Source organism: Streptomyces flaveolus (genome assembly GCF_044765825.1).
GTDB classification, from domain to species: Bacteria; Actinomycetota; Actinomycetes; order Streptomycetales; family Streptomycetaceae; genus Streptomyces; species Streptomyces flaveolus.
The window spans coordinates 146,225-171,462 of sequence record NZ_JBIWKU010000003.1 but is presented as its reverse complement, the minus strand read 5'-3'; the positions used below and the strand labels follow the sequence as shown (position 1 = coordinate 171,462).

The following is a 25,238-nucleotide window of genomic DNA, read 5'->3' as shown; positions in this document are numbered from 1 at the left end:
CGTCATGGGCCGTACGAGGCTCAGGCCTCGAAGACCTCACGCACCAGCTGCTCCTGCTCGGCCTGGTGCCGCTTCGCGGAACCGACGGCCGGGGACGAGCTGTGCGGGCGCGAGATGCGGCGCAGGCGCTCGCCGTGCGGGACGTCGGCGCCGACCGCCAGGTCCAGGTGGTCGATCAGGTTGAGCGCGATGAACGGCCAGGCACCCTGGTTCGCCGGCTCCTCCTGGGCCCAAAGGTACTTCTCGGCGTTCGGGTACTTGGCGATCTCCGCCTGGAGCTCGGCACCCGGCAGCGGGTACAGGCGCTCGATGCGGATGATGGCCGTGTCCGTGACGCCGCGCTTCTTCCGCTCGGCCTCGAGGTCGTAGTAGACCTTGCCGGCGGTGAAGACGACCTTCCTGACCGCGGTCGGGTCGACCGAGTCGTCGCCGATGACCGGCTGGAAGCGGCCCGTCGTGAACTCCTCCGCCTTCGACGCCGCCGCCTTCAGGCGCAGCATCGACTTCGGGGTGAAGACGACCAGCGGCTTGTGGTGCGGGTTGTGCACCTGCCACCGCAGGAGGTGGAAGTAGTTCGCCGGCGAGGTCGGCATCGCGACCGTCATGTTGTTCTGCGCGCACAGCTGGAGGAAGCGCTCCGGGCGGGCCGAGGAGTGGTCCGGGCCCTGGCCCTCGTAGCCGTGGGGGAGGAGGAGGACCACACCGGAGGTCTGGTTCCACTTCTGCTCCGCCGAGGAGATGAACTCGTCCACGACCGTCTGCGCGCCGTTGACGAAGTCGCCGAACTGCGCCTCCCACAGCACGAGCGCGTCGGGGCGGGCCAGCGAGTAGCCGTACTCGAAGCCCATCGCCGCGTACTCGGACAGCAGGGAGTTGTAGACGTTGTACCGGGCCTGCTCCTCGGCCAGGTACAGCAGCGGCGTGAACTCGTCGCCCGTCTCGCGGTCGATGATGACCGCGTGGCGCTGGCCGAAGGTGCCGCGCTGCGAGTCCTGGCCCGCCAGGCGCACCGGCACGCCCTCCAGCAGGAGGGAACCGACGGCGAGGGTCTCGCCCATGCCCCAGTCGATCGTGCCGTCCTCGACCATCGCCGCCCGGCGCTGCAGCTGCGGCAGCAGGCGCGGGTGGACCGTGATGTGGTCGGGGATGTTGACCTGCGACTCGGCGATCCGCTTGACGACCTCGGCGGTGACCGCGGTGTTCACGGAGACCGGGAACTCGGCCTGCGGGTCGGTGGGCGCGGCGGCCGTGGGCTGCGAGGTGGCCTCGCGGACCTCGGTGAACACCTTCTCCAGCTGGCCTTGGTAGTCCTGGAGCGCCTGCTCGGCCTCTTCCAGGGTGATGTCGCCGCGGCCGATCAGGGACTCGGTGTACAGCTTGCGCACCGAGCGCTTGCGGTCGATCAGGTCGTACATCAGCGGCTGGGTGAAGGCCGGGTTGTCGGACTCGTTGTGACCGCGGCGGCGGTAGCAGATGAGGTCGATCACCACGTCCTTGTTGAACGCCTGGCGGAACTCGAAGGCCAGGCGCGCGACGCGCACGACGGCCTCCGGGTCGTCGCCGTTCACGTGGAAGATCGGGGCCTCGATCATGCGGGCCACGTCCGTCGCGTACATGGAGGAACGCGAGGACTCGGGGGCCGCCGTGAAGCCGACCTGGTTGTTGATGACGATGTGCACCGTGCCGCCGGTGCGGTAACCCCGCAGCTGCGACATGTTCAGGGTCTCGGCCACCACGCCCTGGCCCGCGAAGGCCGCGTCGCCGTGGATCGCCACCGGCAGGACGGTGAAGTCCGTGCCGCCCTTGTTGATGATGTCCTGCTTGGCGCGCGCGACGCCCTCCAGGACCGGGTCCACCGCCTCCAGGTGCGAGGGGTTGGCCACCAGGGAGACGCGGATCTGGTCGCCGTCCAGGCCGGTGAAGGTGCCCTCGGCGCCCAGGTGGTACTTCACGTCGCCGGAGCCGTGCATCGACTTCGGGTCGAGGTTGCCCTCGAACTCGCGGAAGATCTGCGCGTACGACTTGCCGACCACGTTGGCCAGCACGTTCAGCCGGCCGCGGTGGGCCATGCCGATGACGACCTCGTCGAGGCGGGACTCGGCGGCCGAGTCCAGCACGGCGTCGAGCAGCGGGATGACGGACTCGCCGCCCTCCAGGGAGAACCGCTTCTGGCCGACGTACTTGGTCTGCAGGAAGGTCTCGAAGGCCTCCGCCGCGTTCAGCCGGCGCAGGATGCGCAGCTGCTCCTCGCGCTCCAGCTTGGAGTGGGCGCGCTCCACGCGGTCCTGGATCCACTTGCGCTGCTTCGGGTCCTGGATGTGCATGAACTCGATGCCGGTGGTGCGGCAGTACGAGTCGCGCAGGACGCCGAGGATGTCGCGCAGCTTCATCATCGACTTGCCGGCGAAGCCGCCGACGGCGAACTCGCGCTCCAGGTCCCACAGGGTGAGCCCGTGCTCGGTGATGTCCAGGTCGGGGTGCTTGCGCTGCTGGTACTCCAGCGGGTCGGTGTCGGCCATGACGTGGCCGCGGACCCGGTAGGAGTGGATCAGCTCGAAGACGCGGGCGGCCTTGGTGACGTCGTCGTCGTGGGAGGCGTCGATGTCCTTGAGCCAGCGGACCGGCTCGTAGGGGATGCGCAGCGCCTCGAAGATCTCGTCGTAGAAGCCGTTCTCGCCGAGGAGCAGGTTGGCGACCTGGCGCAGGAACTCGCCGGAGGCGGCGCCCTGGATGACCCGGTGGTCGTAGGTCGACGTGAGCGTCATGACCTTCGAGATGCCGAGCTTGTTCAGGGTGTCCTGGCTGGTGCCCTGGAACTCCGCCGGGTAGTCCATGGAGCCGACGCCCATGATGACCGACTGGCCGGGCATCAGACGCGGCACGGAGTGGACGGTGCCGAGACCGCCGGGGTTGGTCAGCGAGACGGTGACGCCGGTGAAGTCGTCCATCGTCAGCTTGCCGTCGCGGGCGCGGCGGACGATGTCCTCGTAGGCCTGCCAGAACTCGAAGAAGTTCAGCGTCTCGGCCTTCTTGATGGCGGCCACGACGAGCTGGCGGTCGCCGTTGGGCTTCACCAGGTCGATGGCCAGGCCGAGGTTGACGTGCGCCGGCTTGACGAGGGTCGGCTTGCCGTCCTTCTCGCCGAACGCGTAGTTCATCGTCGGCATGGCCTTGATGGCCTGCACCATCGCGTAGCCGATCAGGTGCGTGAAGGAGATCTTCCCGCCCCGGGCGCGCTTGAGGTGGTTGTTGATGACGATGCGGTTGTCGAACAGCAGCTTCACCGGGACCGCGCGCACGGACGTGGCCGTGGGCAGCTCCAGCGAGGCGTTCATGTTCTTGGCGACCGCGGCGGCCGGGCCGCGCAGCGTCACGAGCTCGGGGCCTTCGGGGGCTTCCTTGGCGGGCTCGGCCTTCGCCTGCGGCTTCGCGGCCGGCTTCGCGGGGGCGGCGGCCGGCTGGGGAGCCGCCGGAGCCTGGGCCGGGGCGGGCTGCGCGGGAGCGGCCGGGGCGGGAGCCTGCGCCTGGGGCGCCGGGGCGGCCTGCGGCGCGCTCGTGCCCGTGGTCGTCGCGGAGCCGGCCGCCGCCTGGGCGGCGGCCGCCCCGGGCTTGTAGTCGGCGAAGAAGTCCCACCAGGCTCGGTCCACGGAATTCGGGTCCTGGAGGTACTGCTGATAGATCTCGTCGACGAGCCATTCGTTGGCACCGAACGCGGCAGCGGGGTTCTTGCCCGCTTGGTCGGTGTCGGTCGAGATGCTCGAGTTACTGGGGGACTGTGGCGACACGGCGAGAACCGCCCTCTTCCGCTTCACAAGGTGGTGGACAGCGGGAATCAAGGCTACGCCTCCCCGGACCGGAAGGTCAGACCGGGCCCGTTCAACGTCGCGTAAGTCACATTGCAGACCGTGTTTCGGCGCTGGAAATGGCGGGAAACAAGCGAGGTTCTGTTGCGCGTGGGAAGGGGAGACCGCGGCCCTGCGCGAAGAATTCGCGGGCCTGTGCCTGATCACACGTGTCCGTCAGCGCGAACGCTCGTGGATCTTGGTGCTCCGCTTCGAACCCTACGTCAACTCGACGTCGGCGGCAGGCCCGGAAGAGTGATGAGAATCCGGCAGCCCCGCTCGGATTCGGCCACACCGATCCGGCCGCCGTGCAGATCCACCGCCCAGCGGGCGATCGCCAGACCGAGTCCGGTGCCGCCGTCGCTGCCGGGACCGTGCGGCCGGGACACCGAACCCCGGTTGAACCGCTCGAACACCCGTCGCCACTCCGACCGCGGAATGCCGGGCCCCTCGTCCAGAACCTCCAGCTCGAGGGATTCCGGCTGTGCCCCGCGCCGCGCCCTGACCGTCACCCGGCCGTGCGGCGGGCTGTGCTTGACCGCGTTGTCGATGAGGTTGGCGACCACCTGGTGGATGCGCTCGGGGTCGGCGTGGGCGGTCAGGTCGGACGGGAACACGTCGAGGGCCAGATGCACGTCGGTACGCGTGTGGCTGCCGGATCCGGAAGCGATGCCCGCGCGCGCCGAGGCGACCATGTTGGCCTCCTTCAGTACGCCCGACAGGTACGGCCACACCTCGAAGCGCCGCTTGCGCAGCGGTACGACGCCGTTGTCCAGGCGAGAGAGGTCCAGCAGCGTCTCGACCAGCCGGCCGAGCCGCTCCGTCTGCCGCAGCGCGGTCCGCATGGTCTCCGGGTCGGCCTCGGTGACGCCGTCGACGATGTTCTCCAGCACCGCGCGCAGGCCCGCGATGGGGGTGCGCAGCTCGTGCGAGACGTTCGCCACCAGCTCCTTGCGCTGGAGGTCCTGGGCCTCCAGGTCGTCGGCCATGCGGTTGATCGTGACGGCCAGGTCGCCCAGCTCGTCGCGCCGGTTCTCGCGCACCCGGCGCGTGTAGTCGCCGTGCGAGATGGACCGGGCCACGGCGTTCATCTCGTCCAGCGGCGCGGTCAGCGAGTGCGCCACGAACTGCGTGATCAGCAGTGTGGCGATCATCGAGAAGACCGTGATGAAGCGCAGCTCCGTCTTCGTGTGCACCGCGATCACCGACAGGCCGGTGGTGATCAGCACCGACGTGACGACCAGCGCGCCCAGCTTGGTCTTGATCGAGAACGGGCGTACGCCGCCCCAGGGCTCCCCGGGGCTCCTCCGTGCGGCTTCCCGTCCCGAGCTCATGGCGTCGGCGTCTCCAGCGCGTAGCCCACGCCGTGCACGGTGCGGATGCGCTCGGCCCCGATCTTGCGGCGCAGCGCCTTGATGTGGCTGTCGACGGTCCGGGTGCCGGAGGCGTCGGCCCAGTCCCAGACCTCGGCCAGCAGCTGCTCGCGGGAGAGCACCGCGCGCGGGGTGTTGGCCAGGCACACCAGCAGGTCGAACTCGGTGGGCGTCAGGTGGACGTCCTCGCTGCGCACCCGCACCCGGCGCTGCGCGTGGTCGATCTCCAGCTCGCCGAGGCGCAGGATGCCGCTGCGCGGCGTCGAGGCGGCCACGACGGCCCGCTCCACCCGGCGCAGCAGCACGTGCACGCGTGCGGCCAGTTCACGCATCGAGAACGGCTTGGTCATGTAGTCGTCGGCGCCCACGCCGAGGCCGACCAGCATGTCCGTCTCGTCGTCGCGCGCGGTGAGCATCAGCACCGGCACCGGCCGCTGGGCCTGCACACGCCGGCAGACCTCCAGGCCGTCGAAGCCGGGCAGCATGATGTCGAGGATCAGCAGGTCGGGCTGCCAGGCCTCGGCCGTGTCGACGGCGGCAGGGCCGTCGCCCGCCGTTTGCACCAGGAATCCCTCGGCGCGCAGGCGGGTCGCGATGGCGTCCACGATCGTCTGGTCGTCCTCGACCACCAGCACCCGGCGCTGTGCGCCCTGGGTGGCCGTCGCCGTGCCGTTGTGGGAGGTCTGTGTCTGCTCCATCGCCCGCCCCTGAGGTGTGCTTTCCGGAATCCGTGGGGTGATCCCATGACTGCGCTTGACGCTTGAATGATCTGCGCCAGGGCAGCAGCGTACGGGGAGGTGCCGCGCCTTTGCTATCCAGGCCCGATGCCGAGGTGGACGACGTCCGGAACGCCCCGGGCAACCGGGATCTCTTCGGTACGCACCTGCTGGAACCCGGCATTACGCAAGGTTTCTTCGAATTCCGGAGAGGGCTGCGCGGACCATACGGCGAGCACCCCGCCGGGCCTCAACACCCTTGTGCAGCCCGCGAGTCCGGACGGCGAATACAGCCCGTCGTTGCCCTCGGTGACGGTCCAGTCGGGGCCGTTGTCGATGTCGAGGCACAGCGCGTCGTACGTGTCGGAAGTCTCATTGACGTAAGCCACCAGATCCGCCTCGACGATCTCCGCGCGCGGATCGGCCAGCGCCCCGGCGGACAGCTCGGCCAGCGGCCCGCAGCGGTGCCAGTCGATGACGGCGCGTTCGCGTTCGACGACCGCGATCCGCCCCCAGCGGGGGTCGGCGGCCGCGTGGGCCAGGGAGAAGCCGACGCCGAGCCCGCCGATGAGGACGTGCGGTGCCGCCCGGCCGTCGAGCGCCTCGGCCGCCGCGTCCACCAGCCGGCGCTCCGAGCGTCCGTCGGAGGTGTCCATCAGGAAGCAGCCGTTCGCGATGATCTGCAGCAGCTTCCCGTGCCGGCGCAGGACGACCTCGCCGTACGGGCCCTCGCGACGGTCCAGAACTTCCGGGGTGCCGTGGGAGTCGTAAGAGGTGATGGGCATCGGCCCATCCTGGCACTCCGGCAAGGGGAATGACCGGCGGTCCGGTGGCGCTGGTGGTGCGTGAGGGCGGCTCGCGACCCGGCATCGCCCCTTGATCGCTCAGAGCGAACAGGCCCTCGGGAACAATCATCGGCTCCCGAGCATTGAGTCGGCATAACTCAACTTGACTGCCGAAGGGGAGATCATGGCTGCTGAGTCCGCTGCCTTCACACCGCTCACCCTGCCCGTGCTGCCGCTCGACGACGAGGTCGTGCTGCCGGGGATGGTCGTCCCCCTGGACCTGAGCGACTCCGAGGTACGGGCCGCGGTGGAGGCCGCGCAGGCCGCCGCCAGGGACGAACCGGGCAAGCCCCGGGTCCTGCTGGTCCCGCGCATCGACGGCACCTACGCGAAGACCGGTGTCCTCGGCACGGTCGAGCAGGTCGGCCGGCTCGCCGACGGAGACCCGGGCGCGCTGATCCGCGGCCGGAGCCGGGTGAGCATCGGCGCCGGCACCACCGGCCCGGGCGCCGCGCTGTGGGTCGAGGGCACCCGTATCGACGAGAGCGTGCCCGATCCGCTGCCCGGCCAGGTCGCCGAACTCGTCAAGGAGTACAAGGCCCTCGCCACCGCCTGGCTGCGCAAGCGCGGCGCCTGGCAGGTCGTCGACCGCGTCCAGGCCATCGACGACGTCTCCGCGCTCGCCGACAACTCCGGTTACTCGCCCTTCCTCACCACCGAGCAGAAGGTCGAGCTGCTGGAGACCACCGACCCGGCCGCCCGCCTGAAGCTCGCCACCCGGCAGCTGCGCGACCACCTCGCCGAGCAGGACGTCGCCGAGACCATCGCCAAGGACGTCCAGGAGGGCGTCGACAAGCAGCAGCGCGAGTTCCTGCTGCGCCGCCAGCTCGAAGCCGTCCGCAAGGAGCTGCGCGAGCTGAACGGTGAGCAGGAGGGCGAGGAGTCCGACGACTACCGCGCCCGCGTCGAGGCCGCCGACCTGCCCGAGAAGGTCCGCGAGGCCGCGCTCAAGGAGGTCGACAAGCTGGAGCGGTCCTCCGACCAGTCGCCCGAGGGCTCGTGGATCCGCACCTGGCTGGACACCGTCCTCGAACTGCCGTGGAACGAGCGCACCGAGGACGCCTACGACATCCAGGGCGCCCAGGCCGTCCTGGACGCCGAGCACGCGGGCCTCCAGGACGTGAAGGAGCGGATCACCGAGTACCTGGCCGTGCGCAAGCGGCGCAGCGACCGCGGCCTCGGCGTCGTCGGCGGACGGCGCGGCGGTGCCGTGCTGGCCCTGGTGGGGCCGCCCGGCGTCGGCAAGACGTCGCTCGGCGAGTCCGTCGCGCACGCCATGGGCCGCAAGTTCGTCCGCGTCGCCCTCGGCGGCGTCCGCGACGAGGCCGAGATCCGCGGCCACCGGCGTACGTACGTCGGCGCGCTGCCCGGCCGGATCGTGCGGGCGATCAAGGAGGCCGGGTCGATGAACCCGGTCGTGCTCCTGGACGAGATCGACAAGGTGGGCTCCGACTTCCGGGGCGACCCGGCCGCCGCGCTGCTGGAGGTCCTCGACCCGGCGCAGAACCACACCTTCCGGGACCACTACCTGGAGGTCGAGCTCGACCTGTCCGACGTCGTGTTCCTGGCCACCGCCAACGTCCTGGAGGCCATCCCCGAGGCCCTGCTCGACCGCATGGAGCTGGTCCGCCTCGACGGCTACACCGAGGACGAGAAGGTCGTCATCGCCCGTCACCACCTGCTCCCGCGCCAGCTGGAGCGGGCCGGTCTGGACAAGGACGAGGTCACGATCGACGAGGGCGCGCTGCGCAGGCTGGCGGGCGAGTACACCCGCGAGGCGGGCGTGCGCACTCTGGAGCGGTCGATCGCGCGGCTGCTGCGCAAGGTGGCGGCCCAGCACGAGCTGGGCGAGCGGGAGCTGCCGTTCACCGTCACCGACGGCGACCTGCGCGGCCTGATCGGCCGGCCGCACCACGTGCCCGAGTCCGCGCAGGACCCGGCGGAGCGGCGCACCGCGGTGCCGGGCGTGGCCACGGGCCTCGCGGTCACCGGCGCGGGCGGCGACGTGCTGTACGTCGAGGCGTCCCTCGCCGACCCGGAGACGGGCGCGGCGGGTCTGACGCTGACCGGTCAGCTGGGCGACGTGATGAAGGAGTCCGCGCAGATCGCGCTGAGCTTCCTGCGCAGCCACGGCGCCGAGCTGGAGCTGCCGGTGGCCGACCTGAAGGACCGGGGGGTGCACATCCACTTCCCGGCGGGCGCGGTCCCCAAGGACGGCCCGAGCGCGGGCGTCACGATGACGACCGCTCTCGCGTCGCTGCTCAGCGGGCGCCTGGTCCGTACGGACGTGGCGATGACCGGTGAGGTGTCGCTGACCGGCCGGGTCCTGCCGATCGGCGGTGTGAAGCAGAAGCTGCTCGCCGCGCACCGGGCCGGGATCACCACGGTGATCATCCCGAAGCGCAACGAGCCCGACCTGGACGACGTCCCGGCGGAGGTGCTGGACAAGCTCGACGTCCACGCCGTCACCGACGTCCGGCAGGTCCTGGAACTGGCCCTGGCACCGGCGACGAGCGGTGCCGAGCCGGAGGTTCCGGTCGCGGCGTGACGGACGTGACCGGGAGAGGTGAGGGCCCGGGTCCCCGAGAGGGGGACCCGGGCCCGGCCCCTGTGCGGGGCAGCCGTCGGCGAGTGCCCGTCGGCGATGCTCAGTCGTCGGCGAGTGCCTGCACCCGGTCCAGGGCTCCGTTGCTGTGTCTGTCCGGGGGCAACCCCCGGGCCCCCGGCCGGGGGTGTGTGGATCAGCCGTTGGCGAGTGCCTGCACCCGGTCCAGAGCTCCGTTGAACTTGTCGTGGTCCCCGACTGTCGGGCCCGACGAGGTGTACTGCCACATCGTGTAGTAGCCCCAGCCGGCCGGCAGCGTCCCCACCGTGGAGGCGTACCGGGCGATCCACAGCGGGTTGGTCGCGGCGAAGCCGCTGTAGTCGCCGGTGCACTGGGTCCACCAGCTGGTGGCCGTGTAGATGACGGCGTCCCGGCCGGTGCGGGCCTTGTACTGGTTCAGGAAGTCCCGGATCCAGGTCACCATCGCGCTCTGCGTCTTGCCGTAGCAGGCGGCCCCGTACGGGTTCCACTCGATGTCCAGCACGCCCGGCAGCGTCTTGCCGTCCCGGGACCAGCCGCCGCCGTGGTCGACGAAGTAGTTGGCCTGGGTCGCGCCGCTGGTCGTGTCCGGGGTGGCGAAGTGGTACGCGCCGCGGATCATCCCGACGTTGTAGGAGCCGTTGTACTGCTGGGCGAAGTACGGGTTCGTGTAGTACGTCCCCTCGGTGGCCTTGACGTAGGCCCACTTGACCCCGCTGTTCCACAGGGTCGACCAGGCGACGTTGCCCTGGTGGCCGGAGACGTCCACGCCCTCCGTCTGGGTGGCGTCGCCGGGAACGGGGGTGCCCTGCTGTCCGTCGTGGGCCAGGACGCCCATGCCCATGTGGGCGGAGCCGCGGGACGGGACGTCGGCGGCCGACGAGGGCTGGGCGAGGAGAAGGGAGAGGGCGGCGAGCAGAATCCCGGTGGCGGCGAAACGCCGGCCGCGGGCCGATCCGGATCTGTGCACGAGCATGAACGTGCCTCCGATGGCTCGGTGGTGCTCGGTGGGGGTTGCGTGGGTGGGGAGAACCCGTGAGTGGCGTGAGCATGCCATTCACAGGTCCGGTGAAGACGCTACGCACGTAGAACGGGGGGTGGGAAGAGGGACTGGAAGCTGCCGTTGGTCTAAGCCTGCGAAATACTTGCCAAGCTGCGGTGATGGCGGCCCGTGGCGGAAACTTTCAGGACCGGGAAAATCGAGGCAGGGGCTGACGTGCACGAAGACGGAAACAGCGGCGGTCGCCAGAGCGAATCCCACCTGTCCGGCAGTGGTGTGAACCAGCCACAGTTCCTGGCGCTGGAACGCGAGTTGACGGTCCTGCTCCGGCGCGCCCGGGCCAACCAGGGCGAGATGGCCCGGGAGGTCCACCCCGACCTGGAGTCGTCCGCGTACGGCCTGCTCGTCCGGCTCGGCGAGTGCGGTGGCCAGCGCGCCACGGACCTCGCCGCCTACATCGGAGTGGGCAAGGCGACGATGTCCCGCCAGCTGCGCGCCCTGGAGGAACTCGGCCTCGTCGCCCGCGAACCCGACCCCGCCGACGGCCGCGCCTGGCTGGTCACCCTGACCCCGGAGGGGCAGGAGCGGGTGGGCAGGGTGCGGGAGGCCCGCCGGGCCCGGTACGCCCGCCGGCTCGGCGACTGGGACCCGCGGGAGGTGGCGGAACTGGCCCGCCTGCTGCACGAACTGAACCGGGGGATGGAGAAGTAGCTCCGCGGGCCCGCCCCTTCACAGCTCCGCGTACACCACCGTCGCATCGTCGTGCGTCTTGCTGCGGCCGAGGAACTCCCGCGCCCCGGCCGCGTCCCCGTGCTCCAGCTCCCGCACCCGGTCCACCAGTGCCTGCGCGCCCTGCTTGCGCACCAGGGCGAGGCAGTCCGCCCAGTCGCCCTCGCGGAACTTCTCCACCCAGCGCGCGGCCCCGTCCGTCAGCGCCGCCAGCGCCCGCACCTCCGCGCGGGGCAGCGCCCCCGTCACCGCCCGTGCCGCCACCGCGGGGTCCGCCGCGGCCGTGAAGAAGCCGCCCTCCTTGTTGCGGAAGCCGGCGTCCACGATCGCGTCCGTGGCAAGGGCCGAGCGCGGCAGACGGGCCAGCCGGTCGTCCAGGACCGCCGTGACCGTGCCGGCGGGGGCCTCCACCAGCAGGGCGGAGTCGGACAGCACCAGGTACTCGACCAGGTCGGGGGACCAACGCGCCAGGACCACGGTTGCCTGAGGTGTGCGCGGGTGAGAAAGATCACAGGTTGCCGCGTGTGCCACGGAGGTACGTGCGATGGCGCGGGCCAGGACGTCGGAGAGAGGAACATCCGCGAGTGAAACGGTCAGTTCGGTCAGCGCCCCACCGAGCCGCGCGGTGAACCAGGGCACGGAATGCAGACAGCCCGTCGCGCCCCTCGGCGGTGTCACGCCGTCCAGCACGACGAGCGAACCACCCTGTCCCGAGGCCGGTAGTGCGACGCTCGCGAAGTCCTCGTTGGGGTGGTCGGCGAGGCCTGGTTCCGAAACGAGTTCCGTACGCATCCGGCCAGTCTGCACGACCCCTTCACAGCGTCCGCAAAAGACCGGCAACTCTCCCCGAAAACACCTCGGTCGCGCAGGTCAGCAGCCGGATTTGGGGTGGAATGCTTCACTCCGGGAACGCGTGGCGGCACATATTGCCATCGCCCGTCGCAGACGTCCAACCGGCGCGCGGACCGGGCACGTCGCACGAGCCACGGGAACTTGCCCGCCAACTCCCGTCCGGGGTTCACTCCTTCGGGTGGCGGGTCAGGTGATGCACGCCCACCGCCCACCGGCACTGGGAGGGTCTGGAACCGGTGGGGGGCCTGCCCTGCTCACGCGGTTTCCCCGTCCGGCGCACGGTCGGCGGCGGGGGAGCAGCCCAGAGCTTGGGGAAGGGTGCACGCGCCGGCCGGCCAGTTGACGGAGCGCCACCCGGGCCCACGGGTACACGAGTCAGGAATGCGAGCACCGGTGCACAAGACGCGGCCTCGTCGTACAGGCAAGCAGACGGCCCCCGGGGGGAGCGCGGAGCGAACCCCCGGCACCCCCTCCACCCCGGTGGCCGAGGCGCCGCCCGTCGGCAAGGGCCGTCCCACCCATGTACGCAACCGGCTCATCGTCGCCGTGGCGGTCGTGGCAGCGGCCGTCGCCGGAGCCGGGGCTCCCTCGGTCGTGGCCGCCTCCGGGCAACTGCACGACACGCAGGACCTGGTGACGCTCGCCGAGCAGACCCAGGACGCGCTGACCCTCGCCCACTCCCTCGCCGACGAGCGGGACGAGGTCACCCCCTACATCGCCGCGGGCCGGCCGAAGTCCAAGGCCCCCTCCGAGCAGCGCAGCGCCCGCGTCGACCGGCAGGTGGAGGAGCTGCTCGCCGACACGGACACGCCCGCGTCCCTGCGCGAGGACCTCGACGCCATCGCCGCGCTGCGCCGGGCGGCGCTCACCGGGAAGAGCACCGCCCTCCAGGCGCACGAGGCCTACTCCGAGGCGATCGCCGAGCTCCACGCCCTGGCCGAGGAGCTGGCCGAGCGGATGCCGCCCCGCGCGGGCGCCGGCGCCCACGCCCTCGCCGAACTGGACACCGCCGTCCAGCAGGCCGCCGCCACCCGGGGACTGCTGCTCGCGGCCCTCGGCGTGCCGAGCAGCACCGAGACCGTCATCGACCCGGTCACCGGGCTGCCGACCGAGTCCGTCTCCTCCTCGGACGCCGACACCGAGCAGCGCGACGCCCTCGCCGCCGCCGCCCAGCAGGCCCGGGTGCGCTCCGACGCGGCCCTCGCCGACTTCCGCGAGGGGGCGCCCAAGGAGGCGCGGGACAGCTTCGACGCCACGGTCACCGGGCCGGAGGTCAACTCCGCCGAGAAGTACCTCGCCGGCCTCACCGACCAGCCCACCCTCTCCGACGACGACCTCGGCACCTCCGTCAAGAAGCTGGACGCCGCGCTCTCCGCCCGCGTCGACGCCATGCGCGGTGCCGAGTCCGCCCTGTACGAGAAGCGCACCCAGGCACTCGAGCAGCTGCGCGACGACGACGTGACCGCGCTGGAGATCCGGATCGCCGCCCTCGGCGCCCTGATCCTGCTCGCCCTCGGAATCGCCACCGCCATGGCGCGCACCCTCACCCGCCCGCTCTCGGTGCTGCGCCGCGGCTCGGCCCGGCTCGCCGGCGCGCCCGACCCCGCCGCCGAGGAACCGGTCGCCTTCACCGGCCGCAACGACGAGTTCGCCCAGGTCGTCCGTTCCGTCAACGCCCTGCACGCGCACGCCGCCACGCTCGCCGAGCGCGTCACCACGCTGGAGGCCGACCGCAAGCACCTCGTCGGCCAGCGGCAGAAGATGGCCGACGCCCGCGAGGAACTGCGCGCCGAACTCGCCGAGTCCGCCGCCCAGCTCGAGGTCGTCCGCAAGAGCATCGGCTCCACCTTCGTCAACCTGGCCCTGCGCACCCTCGGTCTGGTCGAGCGGCAACTCGCCGTCATCGAGAGCCTGGAGGAGCGCGAGCAGGACCCGGAACGCCTCGCCACCCTGTTCAAGCTCGACCACTTCGCCACGGTCATGCGCCGGCACAGCGAGAACCTCCTCGTGCTGGCCGGCACCGAGCACATCCAGCACAGCGCCGGTCCGGTGCCGCTGGTCGACGTGGTCCGGGCCGCGGTCAGCGAGATCGAGCGGTACGAACGGGTCCGCATCGCCGCGCTGCCGCCGCACGCGCACGTGGCCGGATTCGCCGCCGACGACCTCTCCCACCTGCTCGCCGAGCTGATGGAGAACGCCACGTCCTTCTCGCCGCCCGACCTGCCCGTCGAGGTCTCCGGCTGGCTGCTGGAGAACGGCGAGGTGATGCTCTCCGTCCAGGACGAGGGCATCGGCATGGCCACCGAGCGGCTCCAGCGGCTCAACGCCCGCCTCACCGACTTCGACCCCGAAGCGCCCTACGACCAGGAGGGCGAGGACGGGCTCGGGCTCGGCCTGTACGTGGTGGCCCGGCTCGCCCACCGGCACGGGGCGCGCGTGCGGCTGCGGGAGCAGAAGCAGGGCGGCGTCGCCGCCGTCGTGGTCCTGCCGAGCACGCTGCTCGCGGCGGCGCCCCCGGCGGCCCTCGCCCCGGTCGCGCCGGTGTCCGACGGCACGGGCTCCTTCACCCTGCCGGGCGCCGGCGCGGAGGCCAACTCCAACGTCCTGCACGGCCGCACGGAGAAGGGGGTGCGGCAGGACGTCGACCCGCTGGTGGCCTCGGCGGAAGAGGCCGTACGGCGCGCGGAGGCGGAGGCCGAAGCGGAAGCGACGGCGCAGGCGGCGGACGCTGCCGAGCCCGCGGAGGCGGCGGACGCCGGGGTGACCCCCGAGCCGACGGAGGCGGGCACGCACGCGCAGGAGCCCACCGACGAGGCCGCGGAGACCGGCGAGACGAGGGCTGCCGAGCCGCAGGAGGCCCCGGAGACCGGGGGCGCGCACGGGGTCAGGGACTTCCCGGACGACACCACCATGGAGCTCTTCCTGCCCGCACAGCCGCAGGAGCAGGAGCAGGAGCAGGCCGAGCCCCGGGACCAGGCTCCGACCGAGCCCCCGGCCCCCGAGCCGGCCGCCCCGCAGCCCCCGGCCCCGGCTCCGCCGCACGCCGCCGCCCCGCCGGAGGCGCCCGCTCCCGCCGACGACCCCTACGCCATCGGCCCCGACGTCCACGAACGCACCGCGGACGAGAGTGCCGAGCCGGCCGGTGGCCCCGTCACCGCCAAGGGTCTGCCCAAGCGGACCCCGAAGATCACCACACCCGCCGCGGTCCCACGGCCGCGCACGGCGGGTTCCGTCGACGCCGAGGCGCTGCGCCGCCGCCTGGGAGGGTTCCGCCGGGGGGCGGAGGCCGGGCGGCGCGACGTCGAGGCCGAGATCGCCGAGCGGACGGACCAGAACGAGGCGCCGCCGGCCGCAGGCACCACCGAAGAAGCCACGGGGGGCACTGTCGAGGAGGCAAGCAGTTGACCGCTCCCAGTACCTTCGGGCTGAGCAGCGAAGCCCGTAATCTGCACTGGCTGCTGACCAACCTCGTCGAGGAGGTCCCCGGCATCCTGTCCGTCGCCGTGGTCTCCTCCGACGGCCTGCTCCTGCTCTCCTCCGACCAGGACAGGAACGAGGCGGCCCGGGTGGCGCGGGGCGAGCGACGCGCCGGCCCGCGCGGCTCCGCAGCCGACCTCGCCACGGTCGTCTCCGGCGTCGGCAGCCTGACCATCGGCGCCGCCCGGCTGATGGACTTCGGCAACGTGAAGCACACGATGGTCGCCATGGACGAGGGCAGCCTGTTCGTGATGTCGATCAGCGACGGTTCGCTGCTCGGCGTGCACGGTTCCGCGGACGCCGACATGAGTGTCGTCGCGTACCACATGGCGCTGTTCGTCGGCCGCGCCGGTCACGTGCTGACCCCCGAACTCCGCAGCGAGCTGCGGAAGTCCCTGGAGTCCGAGTCGACGGGGAGTGCCCGATGAGCAGCAGTCCCGGGATGAACAGCCGGGGTCACCTCCCCGTACGCGGCGCGGACCGCAAGCCCTCCCGCGTCCGCCCCTACTCGCTCACCGGCGGCCGCACCCGCTTCGGCCACGTGCTGCTCGTCGAGACGTTCGTCGGCGCCACCGCGGGCACCGCAGCGCTCGAAGCCGCCGAGGAGCGCAAGGAACTGACGAACGGTTCGCTGACCTCCCGCGTGATGCCGGAGATGCGGGCCATCGTCGAACTGTGCCGCCGTATGCGTACGGTGGCCGAGATCGCCGCGCTGCTGAAGATGCCGCTCGGCGTGGTCCGCGTGCTCCTCAGCGACCTGGCGGACCAGGGAAAGATCCGTGTGTACGGCACCGGAACCGGCCACGGCACGGGCCGCCCGGACCGCGCACTGCTCGAAAGGGTGCTCAGTGGACTCCGTCGTCTCTGACGCCGCCTACGGCGTCTCCCCACTCGTCGACCCGGACGAGACCGTGCAGCCCTGGCAGACGGATCGCACCCGTGCGCCGATCGCGACGAAGATCGTCGTGGCGGGCGGCTTCGGCGTCGGCAAGACCACGCTGGTCACCACCGTCTCGGAGATCGCGCCCCTGCAGACCGAGGCGCTGATGACCGAGGCGAGCGAGGACACCGACGACCTCACCGCCACCCCGGACAAGCTCACCACCACCGTGGCCATGGACTTCGGCCGCATCACGCTCGACGACGACCTGGTGCTCTACCTGTTTGGCACGCCGGGCCAGCAGCGGTTCTGGTTCATGTGGGACGACCTGGTGCGCGGCGCGATCGGCGCCGTCGTCATGGCCGACACCCGCCGCCTGACGGACTGCTTCCCGGCGCTCGACTACTTCGAGAGCTGCGGACTGCCGTACGTCGTCGCGGTGAACCATTTCGACGGCAGCGAGCTGTTCGATGCGGAGGACGTGCGGGAGGCGTTGACGATCCCCGCGCACATACCTGTAATGATCATGGATGCGCGCCGCCGGATCTCGGCCATCGAGACCCTCTTGTCCCTCGTGGGCCACGCGCTCGACGAAACCCCCGAGTAGGAGACGGAACACCCGCATGCGGAAGATACTCGTCGTCGGAGCCGGCCAGTCCGGTCTCCAGCTCGCCCTCGGCCTCCAGTCTCACGGCTACGAGGTCACCCTGATGTCCAACCGGACCGCGGACGAGATCCGCACGGGCCGGGTCATGTCGACGCAGTGCATGTTCCACACGGCACTCCAGCACGAGCGCGATCTCCAGCTGAACTTCTGGGAGTCCCAGGCCCCGAAGATCGAGGGACTCGGCGTCTCGGTGGCGGCCCCCGGCTCGTTCGACCCGGGCCCCTCGCAGCGCGCGATCGACTGGCTGGGCCGGCTCGACGGCTACGCGCAGTCGGTCGACCAGCGGGTGAAGATGGCCGGCTGGATGGAGACCTTCGCCCAGCGCGGCGGCCAGCTCGTCATCCACGGCGTGGCCGTCGGCGACCTGGACTACTTCTCCCGCGCCTACGACCTCGTCCTCGTCTCCGCGGGCAAGGGCGAGCTGGTCCAGATGTTCGGCCGGGACGCCTCCCGCTCCCCGTACAGCGAGCCGCAGCGCGCCCTCGCCGTCGCCTACGTGCACGGGCTGGGCCCGCGTCCGGAGCACCCGGACACGGAGGCCGTCCGCTGCAACCTGGTGCCCGGCGTCGGCGAGATGTTCATCATGCCGACCGTGACCACCTCCGGCCGCGCCGACATCCTGTTCTGGGAGGGCATACCCGGCGGCCCGCTCGACGCCTTCAAGGACGTGAAGGACCCCTCGGAGCACCTCTCCCTGACCCTGGAACTCATGGAGAAGTTCCTCCCCTGGGAGTACGCGCGGGCCACCAAGGTCGAACTGACCGACGCCGGCGGCACCCTCGCCGGCCGCTACGCCCCCACCGTCCGCAACCCCATCGGCCGCCTCCCCGGCGGCGGCGCGGTCCTCGGTGTCGCCGACGTGGTCGTCGCCAACGACCCCATCACCGGCCAGGGCTCCAACTCGGCCTCCAAGTGCGCCGCCGCCTACCTCGCCTCGATCCTGGAGCACGGCGACAAGGAGTTCGACGAGGCCTGGATGCAGCAGACCTTCGACCGCTACTGGGAGACGGCCCAGCACGTCACCAAGTGGACGAACGCCATGCTCGCCCCGCCGCCGGAGCACGTCCTGAACCTGATCGGCGCGGCCGGCCAGCTCCAGCCGGTCGCCGACCGCTTCGCCAACGGCTTCAACAACCCGGCGGACTTCGAGAACTTCTTCTTCGATCCGCAGAAGACGGAGGCCTACCTGATGGAGGTCTCCGGAGCCACCGGCGCGTAGGGCGCGGCGTATCCCTCGTCGGTTCCGCCCGTCGCCCCCTCGGGGAGCTTCGGCGGCGTGTACCGCCGCAGAGGCTCCCCACCGGGGTCGGGACGTACGGCGCCCAGCACCGGGTTGGCCGCGATCGGCGACACCTTGACCTCGGCGCCGGGCCGCGGCGCCTGGACGACCATGCCGTCGCCGAGGTACAGCGCCACATGGGTGGCCTCGGGGAAGTAGACGACGAGGTCGCCGGGCCGCAGGTCCTCCAGCGGGATGTGCTCCAGCCGCGCCCACTGCTCCTGGCTGGTCCGCGGGATCGGCGTCCCGGCCCGCTGCCAGGCCACGGAGGTCAGCCCCGAGCAGTCGTACGACGCAGGGCCCTCCGCGCCCCACTGGTACGGCTTGCCGAGCTGCTCCACCGCGAAGCGCACCGCCCGGTCGCCCTCCGCGGACGGCTTGTCGTCGTCGCCGATCGCGCCGGACGCCATGAACCGCTTCTGGGCCTCGGCGATGCCGTTCTTCTCCAGGGCGGCCAGCTCGGTCAGCCGCTCGGTGCTGAGCGAGGCGAGCATGTCCTCCACGGCGTGGAGCCGGGCGTGCACGGCGTCGCGGTCCTTCTTCTGCTTTTCGGCGAGGGCGACTTGCTCGTCGAGGGCCTCGCGAGCCCGGCGGGCCAGGTCGTCGGCCTTCTTCTCGTGGCCGGCCAGGCGCCCCACCGTCTCGACGCGCTCCCGGGCCAGCCGCCCGATCACATGCCCCTGGTCGAGCGCGTGCTGGGGATCGCGGGCCAGCAGCAGCCGCAGGTAGGGGGAGAGGCCGCCGCTGTTCTGGTACTGCTGCCGGGCCAGCCGGCCGACCGCGCCACGGCCGTCGCGCAGGGAGAGCCGGGCCCGGGCCAGCTCGGTCTCCAGCCGCTGCACCTTCGCGCGCTGTCTCGTCAGCTTCTCCTCGGTGCCGTTGTAGGTCTCCGTGGCCTTCTCGGCCTTCCGGTACAGGCCCTGAAGCTCCGTCAGCAGTTCGGCCACGGACCGCTCCGCGGGGGCGGGCGCGGGTTGCGCCGTGGCGGGTACGGGTGCGAGCGCGATCCCCGCCGTCACCGCCGCCGTACAGGCCAGACGGAGAAACCTTCCTGACATGCTGTCACCTCCGGTGCGGCGGCCCCTTCGTCCGCTCCGCACCGCGAGCATCAGACGATCTTGCGGAACGCGCGCGCCGGTGTGCGCGGTTCGGCGCAATCACGTCACCCGTCGGCGTCGTCCGGCTTGCCACCCGGCGTGGCGTCCGGCCGGGACCACGGCCAGCGCCGGCGGGAGCCCTTGCCGCCCTCGGGATCGTAGGCGTACTTCCAGCGTGCGAACCCGATCCGCGCCCGTTCCGAGCGGGGCACGCGACGGTAGACGAGCACGGTGGGCGGTCCGCCGTCCGGGGCCGGTACGGGGATGCGGTACGTCTTCGGCGGATGCCCGGTCGGACCGACCAGCACGGGCAGCACCCGCCCGTCCATGGGGCCGCCCTCGAAGGGGGTGTCTTCGCTCTTCACGGCACCAGTGTCAGACATCCTCCGCCAGCACCTCGACCAGCGCCGAGGTCTGCGGGTCGCGCCGCGCGGTAACCGTAAGCATGGCGAGGAACTGATCGACGAGCCAGTCCCGCAGCTCGTCGACGGGCGGCTGCTTGCCCTCGTCCAGCCAGATCAGCGAGGCCGCCTCCACCGCCGTGATCCACATCCGCACGGTCATCCGGAGCCGCGGGCCGGCCTCGGCGACCTCCAGGTGGCTCATGATGTGCTCGGCGGCGGCCCGGCGCACGCCGTCCACGATGGACGTGGTCCGGGAGGTCTCGGCCACGCTGCCGCCCCGCAGCAGGGCGCTGAAGCCGGTGTCGTGCTGGTCGACGAAGGCCAGGTAGCGGTCCAGGGCGCGGGACAGCCGGGTCAGCAGGGGCCCCTCGCGGGGTTCGTCGAAGCACTGCCGCAGCTCGTCGGCGGCCGACCTGAGGGCGGCCTCGTAGAGCTGCTGCTTGCCGCCGGGGAAGTACCGGTACACCAGCGGGCGCGAGACCCCGGCCTGCTCCGCGACGTCGTCCAGGGAGACCTCCTCCGGCGGCCGGTGCGCGAAGAGGGCGAGCGCGGCGTCGAGCAGCTGACCGCGGCGCTCCTCGACGCTGAGCCGGCGGTAGGCGGGGGTGGGGGCCTGCGGGGTCATGGACCGCAGCGTAATCGCTCCGCTGGGTGGGGCTGGGGGGCCGGTGCGGTGGGCGGTGTCCGGAACGTGCCGTCGGGTCCGGCGGGGGGTACGTCACGTGGTCCGGCGCTGCGGGGGTGTCCGGCGCTGGTGCGGGGCGGGGGTGGGCCGCGGCGCCCGGCGCTGCCGGGGTGCCTCCCCACTCTCGGCTTCTCCCCCACGCTCGGCTGCGCTCGCGCGGGGGGACCCCCATGAGCGGGGGGACCCCCACCGCCCACCCGTGCCGCCCCAGCGGCACTGCTGCCCGCAGCTACGGCAGGTCGAGTGCCGCAGCCGCGGCGGCACTGCTGCCCGCAGCTCAGGGGGGTCGGCTGCGTGTCTAGGCCAGGAGGCCCGAGGACTTCCACAGGCGGCGGCCGGCTCCGCGCAGGACGCCGATGTCGTCCAGGAAGTCGGTCAGGCGCTTCGCGCCGGTCTGCATGATCTCCTTGCGGTGGCCGCTGGCCTGGACCTGTGCCAGGGCCTCCCGCTTGTCCAGGCCGACGTTCGTGTAGACCTCGGGGTTGATGAAAGCCTTGGAGAAGACGCGGGCGAACTCGCCGGAGGTGACCCGGGTGAACTCCTGCGACCACTTCGGGGCCGTCACCATCTGGCGGCGCAGCTCCTCACGGGCGTAGCGCACGTGGCGGGCCTCCTCCACGACGTGGATGCGCGTGACGCCCCGGATCAGCGGCTGGATCCGCTCGTCCGGGAAGGTCAGCCGCTGCATCCAGTCCAGGACCTCCTCGCCGAGCAGCGTGGCGGTGAAGGAGCCGGGCGTCGTGGAGATCGTCTTGAACAGGCGGCCCAGGTGCTGGTGGACCGGGCTGACCGGGTACCACGGGGTCTCACCGCGGGATATCAGCCGGGCGAACATCTTGGAGTGCCGGCACTCGTCCTCGATCTCCGTCAGCGCGTACCGCACGTGCGCGCTCGTCGCCGCCTTGTCGTAGATGTGCCGCACCAGCAGCTGCATGAGGATCAGCTCGAACCAGATGCCGAGCGAGGCGAGCGCCGCGGCCTCGTGCTGGGAGAGCAGGATGCGCTGTTCCTCGCTCATCCGCTTCCACATCGGGGTGTCGTACAGCGACACCAGCTCCGGAGGCCAGAACCACTTGCCCTCCTCGAAGGGCGCGTCCCAGTCCAGTTCCTTGTCCGGGTCGAAGGAGTGCTTGGCGGACGAGTCGAGGAGCCGTTCGGCCACCTGCTCCCGGTCCTTGAGCAGGCCGAGCGCGTCGCGCAGACCGTCGAGCGCGTCGGCTTCCGTCAGGGTCGTCATGGCTGTCCCACCTCTTCGTGTTACCCGCGGTCACTCACTCGTCTTATGAGACTGCCTGTCAGCAAGCTCGTCAATCCCCTGGGCGAGACTTGTTGACCGCGAGTAAAGAAGTGAGGGGTGCTCAGGTCCCTAGACCGAGCAGCCGAGCCCCTCCGGCACCTCGACCGCCGCCGGCCTCGACGCCCCCGGCGGGAACGACGTCCGCAGGGTGAAGGCGTACGGCGTCGGACCGTGCGTGCGCAGGTGGAGCAGCCGTGACTCCGCCTCCGCGACCGTCGGCCGGTGGCCCGCCGGGACCCACCACAGGGTCGCCATCGCCTCGGCCACCCGCTCGAACCACTCTCTGCGCCGGGCCAGCATCTCCCGGTGCTGCCCCTGGTACATGAACGCCGTCAGGGCGTTCGCGTCCCGCCACACCGACATGTTGATGATCAGCCAGGAGTCCCCGAGGACCGGGATGTCGGTCGCGTCCCCCGCCTCGCTCTGCAGGCGCCACACGAACCCCTCGGCGGAGTCAGCGTCGGCGTTCACCGGGTCGAGCCCGTCCACGAAGTCCTTCAACTGCGGCGATTCCAAGGGTGCTTTGAGGCGGGCGATGTTGACCTGTGCGAGTTCGTACGCGGCGTCAGTCATGTACCGAACGTTAGGTCGGGCTGTCTGGGTGCCGGTACCCCCGTCTCATTCCGCGAGCACCGCCTCCATCACCGCGCGCGCGATCGGTGCCGCCAGCCCGCCCCCGCTGATGATCTCCCGGCCGCCCGGGGTGCCCTCCACGACCACCGCCACCGCGACCTTGGGCTCCAGGTCCTGATCGCCCTGCGCCCACGAGACGAACCAGGCGTACGGAGTACCCGAGTTGCCGACGCCGTGCTGGGCGGTGCCGGTCTTGCCGCCGACCGTGGCCCCCGGGATCGCCGCGTTCGCGCCGGTGCCGTCCTCCACCACGCCGGTCATCAGCTCCTTCAGCTCCCTGGCCGTCGACGGCCGCATCGCCTGCCGGGCGGGCCGCGACCCGGCCGTCGCCACGAGGCTGCCGCCCGCCCGCACCGTCCGCTCCACCAGGTACGGCGCCCGCACCTGCCCGTCGTTGGCCACGGCCGCCGCCACCATCGCCATCTGCAGCGGGGTGGCCCGCGTGTTGTACTGGCCGATCGACGACAGTCCGAGCTGCGCGCGGTCCACCGAGGTGTCGAAGGTGCTCCGCGCGACCGAGAAGGGGACGCGCAGCCCGTCGTCGTTGAATCCGAACGCCTCCGCCGTGGCCGCCATGTCCGCCACGCCCACGTCCACGCCGAGCTTGGCGAACACCGTGTTGCAGGACCACTCGAAGGCCTCCCGCAGCGAGGCGTCCCGGCACCCCTCGCCCTCGTTCGTCAGCCGCGTCCGCGTGCCGGGCAGCGTGTACGGGTCGGGGGAGCGGGTCGGCGCGTCGAGGTCCGGGATCAGGCCCGCGTCCAGCGCCGCCGCCGCGGTGACCACCTTGAACGTCGAACCCGGTGGATAGGTCCGGCGCACCGCACGGTTGAGCATCGGCTTGTCCGGGTCGCCGTTCAGCCGCTCCCAGGTCCGGGTGGCGGCCGAGCTGTTCCCGGACAGTAGCTGGGGGTCGTACGACGGGGCGGACACCAGTGCCAGGATCCGCCCGGTCGACGGCTCGATCGCGGCCACCGCCCCCTTGTGACCGCCGAGCCCCTCGAACGCCGCCTGCTGCGCGGCCCCGTTGATCGTCGTCACCACGTCACCGCCCGGGTTGCGGTTGCCCGTGACGTCGTTCCACAACGGCAGCGGCGCGAGCATCGGGTCGGCGCCGGACAGCAGGCTGTCCTCGGCGTGCTCCAGCAGGGTCGTGCCGTACACCTGCGAGGCGAAGCCGGTGATCGGGGCGTACATCGGGCCGTTCGCGTACGTCCGTTCGAAGCGCAGGTGCTCGCCGGTGTCCCGGGAGCCGGTGACCGGCTCGCCGCCGACCAGGATGTTGCCGCGCGGCTGCTGGTAACGGGCGATGTCCGGACGCCGGTTGGCGGGGTTGTCGTCGTACTCCGGCGCCTGGACGATCTGGACGCGGGCGGCGTTCACCACCAGGGCGACCAGCAGCAGCGCGCAGAAGGCGGCGGCGTGCCGGATGTACCGGGTCATCGCGGCTCCTCCCCGCTCACGGTGCCGCCCGCCCCGTCGCCCAGGCTGCGGGCCGCGTGGCTGACCCGGATCAGCAGGGCCACGATCGCCCAGTTGGTGACCACCGACGAACCGCCCTGGGCCAGGAACGGCATCGCCATGCCGGTCAGCGGGATCAGCCCGGTCACCCCGCCCGCGATGACGAACACCTGGAGCGCCACGATCGAGGAGAGGCCGACCGCGAGCAGCCGGCCGAACGGGTCGCGGGCGGCGAGGCCGGCGCGGAAGCCGCGCTCCACCAGCAACGCGTACAGCAGGAAGATCGCGGTCAGACCGAGGAAGCCCAGTTCCTCCCCGGCCGTCGCCAGGATGAAGTCCGACTTGACGGCGAAGCCGATCAGGACGGAGTGCCCGAGGCCCAGGCCCGTGCCGGTCACCCCGCCCGCGGCGAACGCGAACAGCGACTGGGCGAGCTGGTTGGCGCCCACACCGGCCTCGATCGACGCGAAGGGGTGCAGCCAGTCCTCCACCCGGCCGTGCACGTGCGGCTCCAGCCAGCCCACGGCGACCGCGCCCAGCGAGGCCAGCAGCAGGCCGACGGCGATCCAGCCGGTGCGGCCGGTGGCGACGTAGAGCAGGACGACGAACAGGCCGAAGAACAGCAGCGAGGTCCCGAGGTCGCGCTCCAGGACCAGGACGCCGACGCTGACCAGCCACACGGCGACGATCGGGCCGAGCACCCGGCCGGTGGGCAGTTGCAGCCGCCACACGCGGCGGCCCGCGTACGCCAGGGCGCTGCGGTTGGCGGCCAGGTAGGCGGCGAAGAACACGGCGAGGAGCACCTTGGCGAACTCGCCGGGCTGGATGGAGAAGCCCTCGATGCGGATCCAGATGCGGGCGCCGTTCACGGCCGGGAACAGGATCGGCACGGTCAGCAGGACGAGCGCGGCGGCGACGCACACGTAGGCGTAGCGCTGGAGGGCGCGGTGGTCGCGCAGGAGCAGGACGACGACGATGAACAGCGCGACGCCCAGCGTGGACCACACCAGCTGGGCCGGTGCCGCCCGGTCGTCCGGCGTCTCCAGGTCGAGCCGGTAGATCAGCACCAGGCCGAGGCCGTTGAGCAGCACGCCGATGGGCAGCAGCAGCGGATCGGCGCAGGGGGCGCGCAGCCGTACCGCCAGATGGGCGAAGACCGCGAGCACCCCGAGCCCGGCGCCGTAACCGGCGGCGCCGGGCGGCAGGGTGCCCTGCTGGGCGAGGCCGACGTTGCAGTAGCCGAACACCGACAGCAGGACGGCCATGACGATGAGGGCGAGTTCGATGCCACGGCGCCGGGGGAGGCGGGCGGCGGGAGCGGGGGTGTCCGCCTGTGCCACGGTGATTCCGGTCTCGGTTCCGGACTTGGTCATGTCCGGAACTTACCTAAATGATGGGGTGTGCGAGCTGTCGGCAT

General features: G+C 71.7%; 20 protein-coding genes. 7 read left to right on the top strand and 13 right to left on the bottom strand.

Features of this window, described 5'->3' with window-relative positions; translation table 11 throughout:
* Positions 1 to 20: 20 nt before the first annotated feature.
* From ACIRG6_RS10270 to ACIRG6_RS10255, 4 genes are all read right to left on the bottom strand, one after another.
* Positions 21 to 3,785: a multifunctional oxoglutarate decarboxylase/oxoglutarate dehydrogenase thiamine pyrophosphate-binding subunit/dihydrolipoyllysine-residue succinyltransferase subunit gene (locus ACIRG6_RS10270; RefSeq protein ID WP_403322013.1), complete on the bottom strand. Its 3,765-nt coding sequence runs from the start codon at positions 3,783 to 3,785 to the stop codon at positions 21 to 23.
* A 281-nt stretch (positions 3,786 to 4,066) separates the two neighbouring features.
* Positions 4,067 to 5,176 carry a HAMP domain-containing sensor histidine kinase gene (locus ACIRG6_RS10265; protein ID WP_364675723.1) on the bottom strand — a complete coding sequence of 370 codons (1,110 nt, stop codon included), beginning with the start codon at positions 5,174 to 5,176 and terminating at the stop codon, positions 4,067 to 4,069.
* Complete coding sequence (locus tag ACIRG6_RS10260; RefSeq protein ID WP_043380000.1) at positions 5,173 to 5,913, bottom strand: response regulator transcription factor; 741 nt, start codon at positions 5,911 to 5,913, stop codon at positions 5,173 to 5,175. Before ACIRG6_RS10260 ends, ACIRG6_RS10265 begins: the two co-directional genes overlap by 4 nt.
* A 113-nt stretch (positions 5,914 to 6,026) precedes the next feature.
* The gene (locus tag ACIRG6_RS10255) at positions 6,027 to 6,716 is read right to left on the bottom strand and encodes a spermine/spermidine synthase domain-containing protein (RefSeq protein WP_403322009.1); all 690 of its coding nucleotides are present in this window, start codon (positions 6,714 to 6,716) and stop codon (positions 6,027 to 6,029) included.
* Positions 6,717 to 6,900: 184 nt separating this feature from the next.
* Between ACIRG6_RS10255 and lon the strand changes: the two genes are divergently transcribed.
* Positions 6,901 to 9,324: an endopeptidase La gene (gene lon / locus ACIRG6_RS10250; RefSeq protein ID WP_403322006.1), complete on the top strand. Its 2,424-nt coding sequence runs from the start codon at positions 6,901 to 6,903 to the stop codon at positions 9,322 to 9,324.
* Positions 9,325 to 9,517: 193 nt separating this feature from the next.
* Here lon and ACIRG6_RS10245 read toward each other — a convergent pair whose 3' ends face one another.
* Positions 9,518 to 10,336, bottom strand: coding sequence for a lysozyme (locus tag ACIRG6_RS10245; RefSeq protein ID WP_364675716.1), 819 nt, complete (start codon positions 10,334 to 10,336; stop codon positions 9,518 to 9,520).
* Positions 10,337 to 10,576: 240 nt separating this feature from the next.
* Here ACIRG6_RS10245 and ACIRG6_RS10240 point away from each other — a divergent pair, with 240 nt between their 5' ends.
* Positions 10,577 to 11,071: a MarR family winged helix-turn-helix transcriptional regulator gene (locus ACIRG6_RS10240; RefSeq protein WP_318214400.1), complete on the top strand. Its 495-nt coding sequence runs from the start codon at positions 10,577 to 10,579 to the stop codon at positions 11,069 to 11,071.
* Positions 11,072 to 11,089: 18 nt separating this feature from the next.
* Here the strand turns inward: ACIRG6_RS10240 and ACIRG6_RS10235 are convergent, their stop codons facing one another.
* Positions 11,090 to 11,881, bottom strand: a complete 792-nt coding sequence (locus ACIRG6_RS10235; RefSeq protein ID WP_364820283.1) for a protein phosphatase 2C domain-containing protein — start codon at positions 11,879 to 11,881, stop codon at positions 11,090 to 11,092.
* Positions 11,882 to 12,322: 441 nt separating this feature from the next.
* On the opposite strand from ACIRG6_RS10235, the gene ACIRG6_RS10230 reads away from it, so the two are divergent.
* Genes ACIRG6_RS10230 through ACIRG6_RS10210 form a run of 5 tightly spaced genes read left to right on the top strand, consistent with a single transcriptional unit; the run spans position 12,323 to position 18,184 of the window.
* A complete protein-coding gene (locus ACIRG6_RS10230; RefSeq protein WP_403322003.1) occupies positions 12,323 to 15,346 on the top strand; it encodes a sensor histidine kinase in 3,024 nt (1,007 codons plus the stop codon).
* Complete coding sequence (locus ACIRG6_RS10225; RefSeq protein ID WP_318214403.1) at positions 15,343 to 15,846, top strand: roadblock/LC7 domain-containing protein; 504 nt, start codon at positions 15,343 to 15,345, stop codon at positions 15,844 to 15,846. Before ACIRG6_RS10230 ends, ACIRG6_RS10225 begins: the two co-directional genes overlap by 4 nt.
* Positions 15,843 to 16,286 (top strand): DUF742 domain-containing protein, encoded by a 444-nt coding sequence (locus ACIRG6_RS10220; RefSeq protein WP_239762639.1) that lies wholly within the window; start codon positions 15,843 to 15,845, stop codon positions 16,284 to 16,286. The genes ACIRG6_RS10225 and ACIRG6_RS10220 overlap by 4 nt, the downstream gene beginning before the upstream one ends.
* Entirely contained in the window at positions 16,267 to 16,905 is a 639-nt protein-coding gene (locus ACIRG6_RS10215) for a GTP-binding protein (RefSeq protein WP_364675707.1), read from the top strand. The genes ACIRG6_RS10220 and ACIRG6_RS10215 overlap by 20 nt, the downstream gene beginning before the upstream one ends.
* Before the next feature lie 16 nt (positions 16,906 to 16,921).
* A complete protein-coding gene (locus ACIRG6_RS10210; protein ID WP_350719222.1) occupies positions 16,922 to 18,184 on the top strand; it encodes a styrene monooxygenase/indole monooxygenase family protein in 1,263 nt (420 codons plus the stop codon).
* On the opposite strand, the gene ACIRG6_RS10205 is transcribed toward ACIRG6_RS10210, so the two are convergent.
* The 7 genes from ACIRG6_RS10205 to ACIRG6_RS10175 all read right to left on the bottom strand — a co-directional run bounded on the left by ACIRG6_RS10205 (position 18,148) and on the right by ACIRG6_RS10175 (position 25,194).
* Entirely contained in the window at positions 18,148 to 19,302 is a 1,155-nt protein-coding gene (locus ACIRG6_RS10205) for a C40 family peptidase (RefSeq protein WP_365020735.1), read from the bottom strand. The genes ACIRG6_RS10210 and ACIRG6_RS10205 overlap by 37 nt on opposite strands.
* Before the next feature lie 104 nt (positions 19,303 to 19,406).
* Positions 19,407 to 19,706 (bottom strand): hypothetical protein, encoded by a 300-nt coding sequence (locus ACIRG6_RS10200; protein ID WP_318214407.1) that lies wholly within the window; start codon positions 19,704 to 19,706, stop codon positions 19,407 to 19,409.
* Positions 19,707 to 19,716: 10 nt separating this feature from the next.
* Complete coding sequence (locus tag ACIRG6_RS10195; RefSeq protein ID WP_350719228.1) at positions 19,717 to 20,370, bottom strand: TetR/AcrR family transcriptional regulator; 654 nt, start codon at positions 20,368 to 20,370, stop codon at positions 19,717 to 19,719.
* 358 nt (positions 20,371 to 20,728) lie between these two features.
* Positions 20,729 to 21,667, bottom strand: a complete 939-nt coding sequence (locus tag ACIRG6_RS10190; protein WP_225636049.1) for an AurF N-oxygenase family protein — start codon at positions 21,665 to 21,667, stop codon at positions 20,729 to 20,731.
* Positions 21,668 to 21,796: 129 nt separating this feature from the next.
* On the bottom strand, positions 21,797 to 22,300 hold the full coding sequence (locus ACIRG6_RS10185; protein ID WP_364820293.1) for a DUF3291 domain-containing protein: 504 nt from the start codon (positions 22,298 to 22,300) through the stop codon (positions 21,797 to 21,799).
* Between the two features lie 45 nt (positions 22,301 to 22,345).
* Positions 22,346 to 23,803: a penicillin-binding transpeptidase domain-containing protein gene (locus ACIRG6_RS10180; protein WP_364675699.1), complete on the bottom strand. Its 1,458-nt coding sequence runs from the start codon at positions 23,801 to 23,803 to the stop codon at positions 22,346 to 22,348.
* A complete protein-coding gene (locus tag ACIRG6_RS10175) occupies positions 23,800 to 25,194 on the bottom strand; it encodes an FtsW/RodA/SpoVE family cell cycle protein (RefSeq protein ID WP_364820295.1) in 1,395 nt (464 codons plus the stop codon). The genes ACIRG6_RS10180 and ACIRG6_RS10175 overlap by 4 nt, the downstream gene beginning before the upstream one ends.
* Between the last annotated feature and the right edge of the window lie 44 nt (positions 25,195 to 25,238).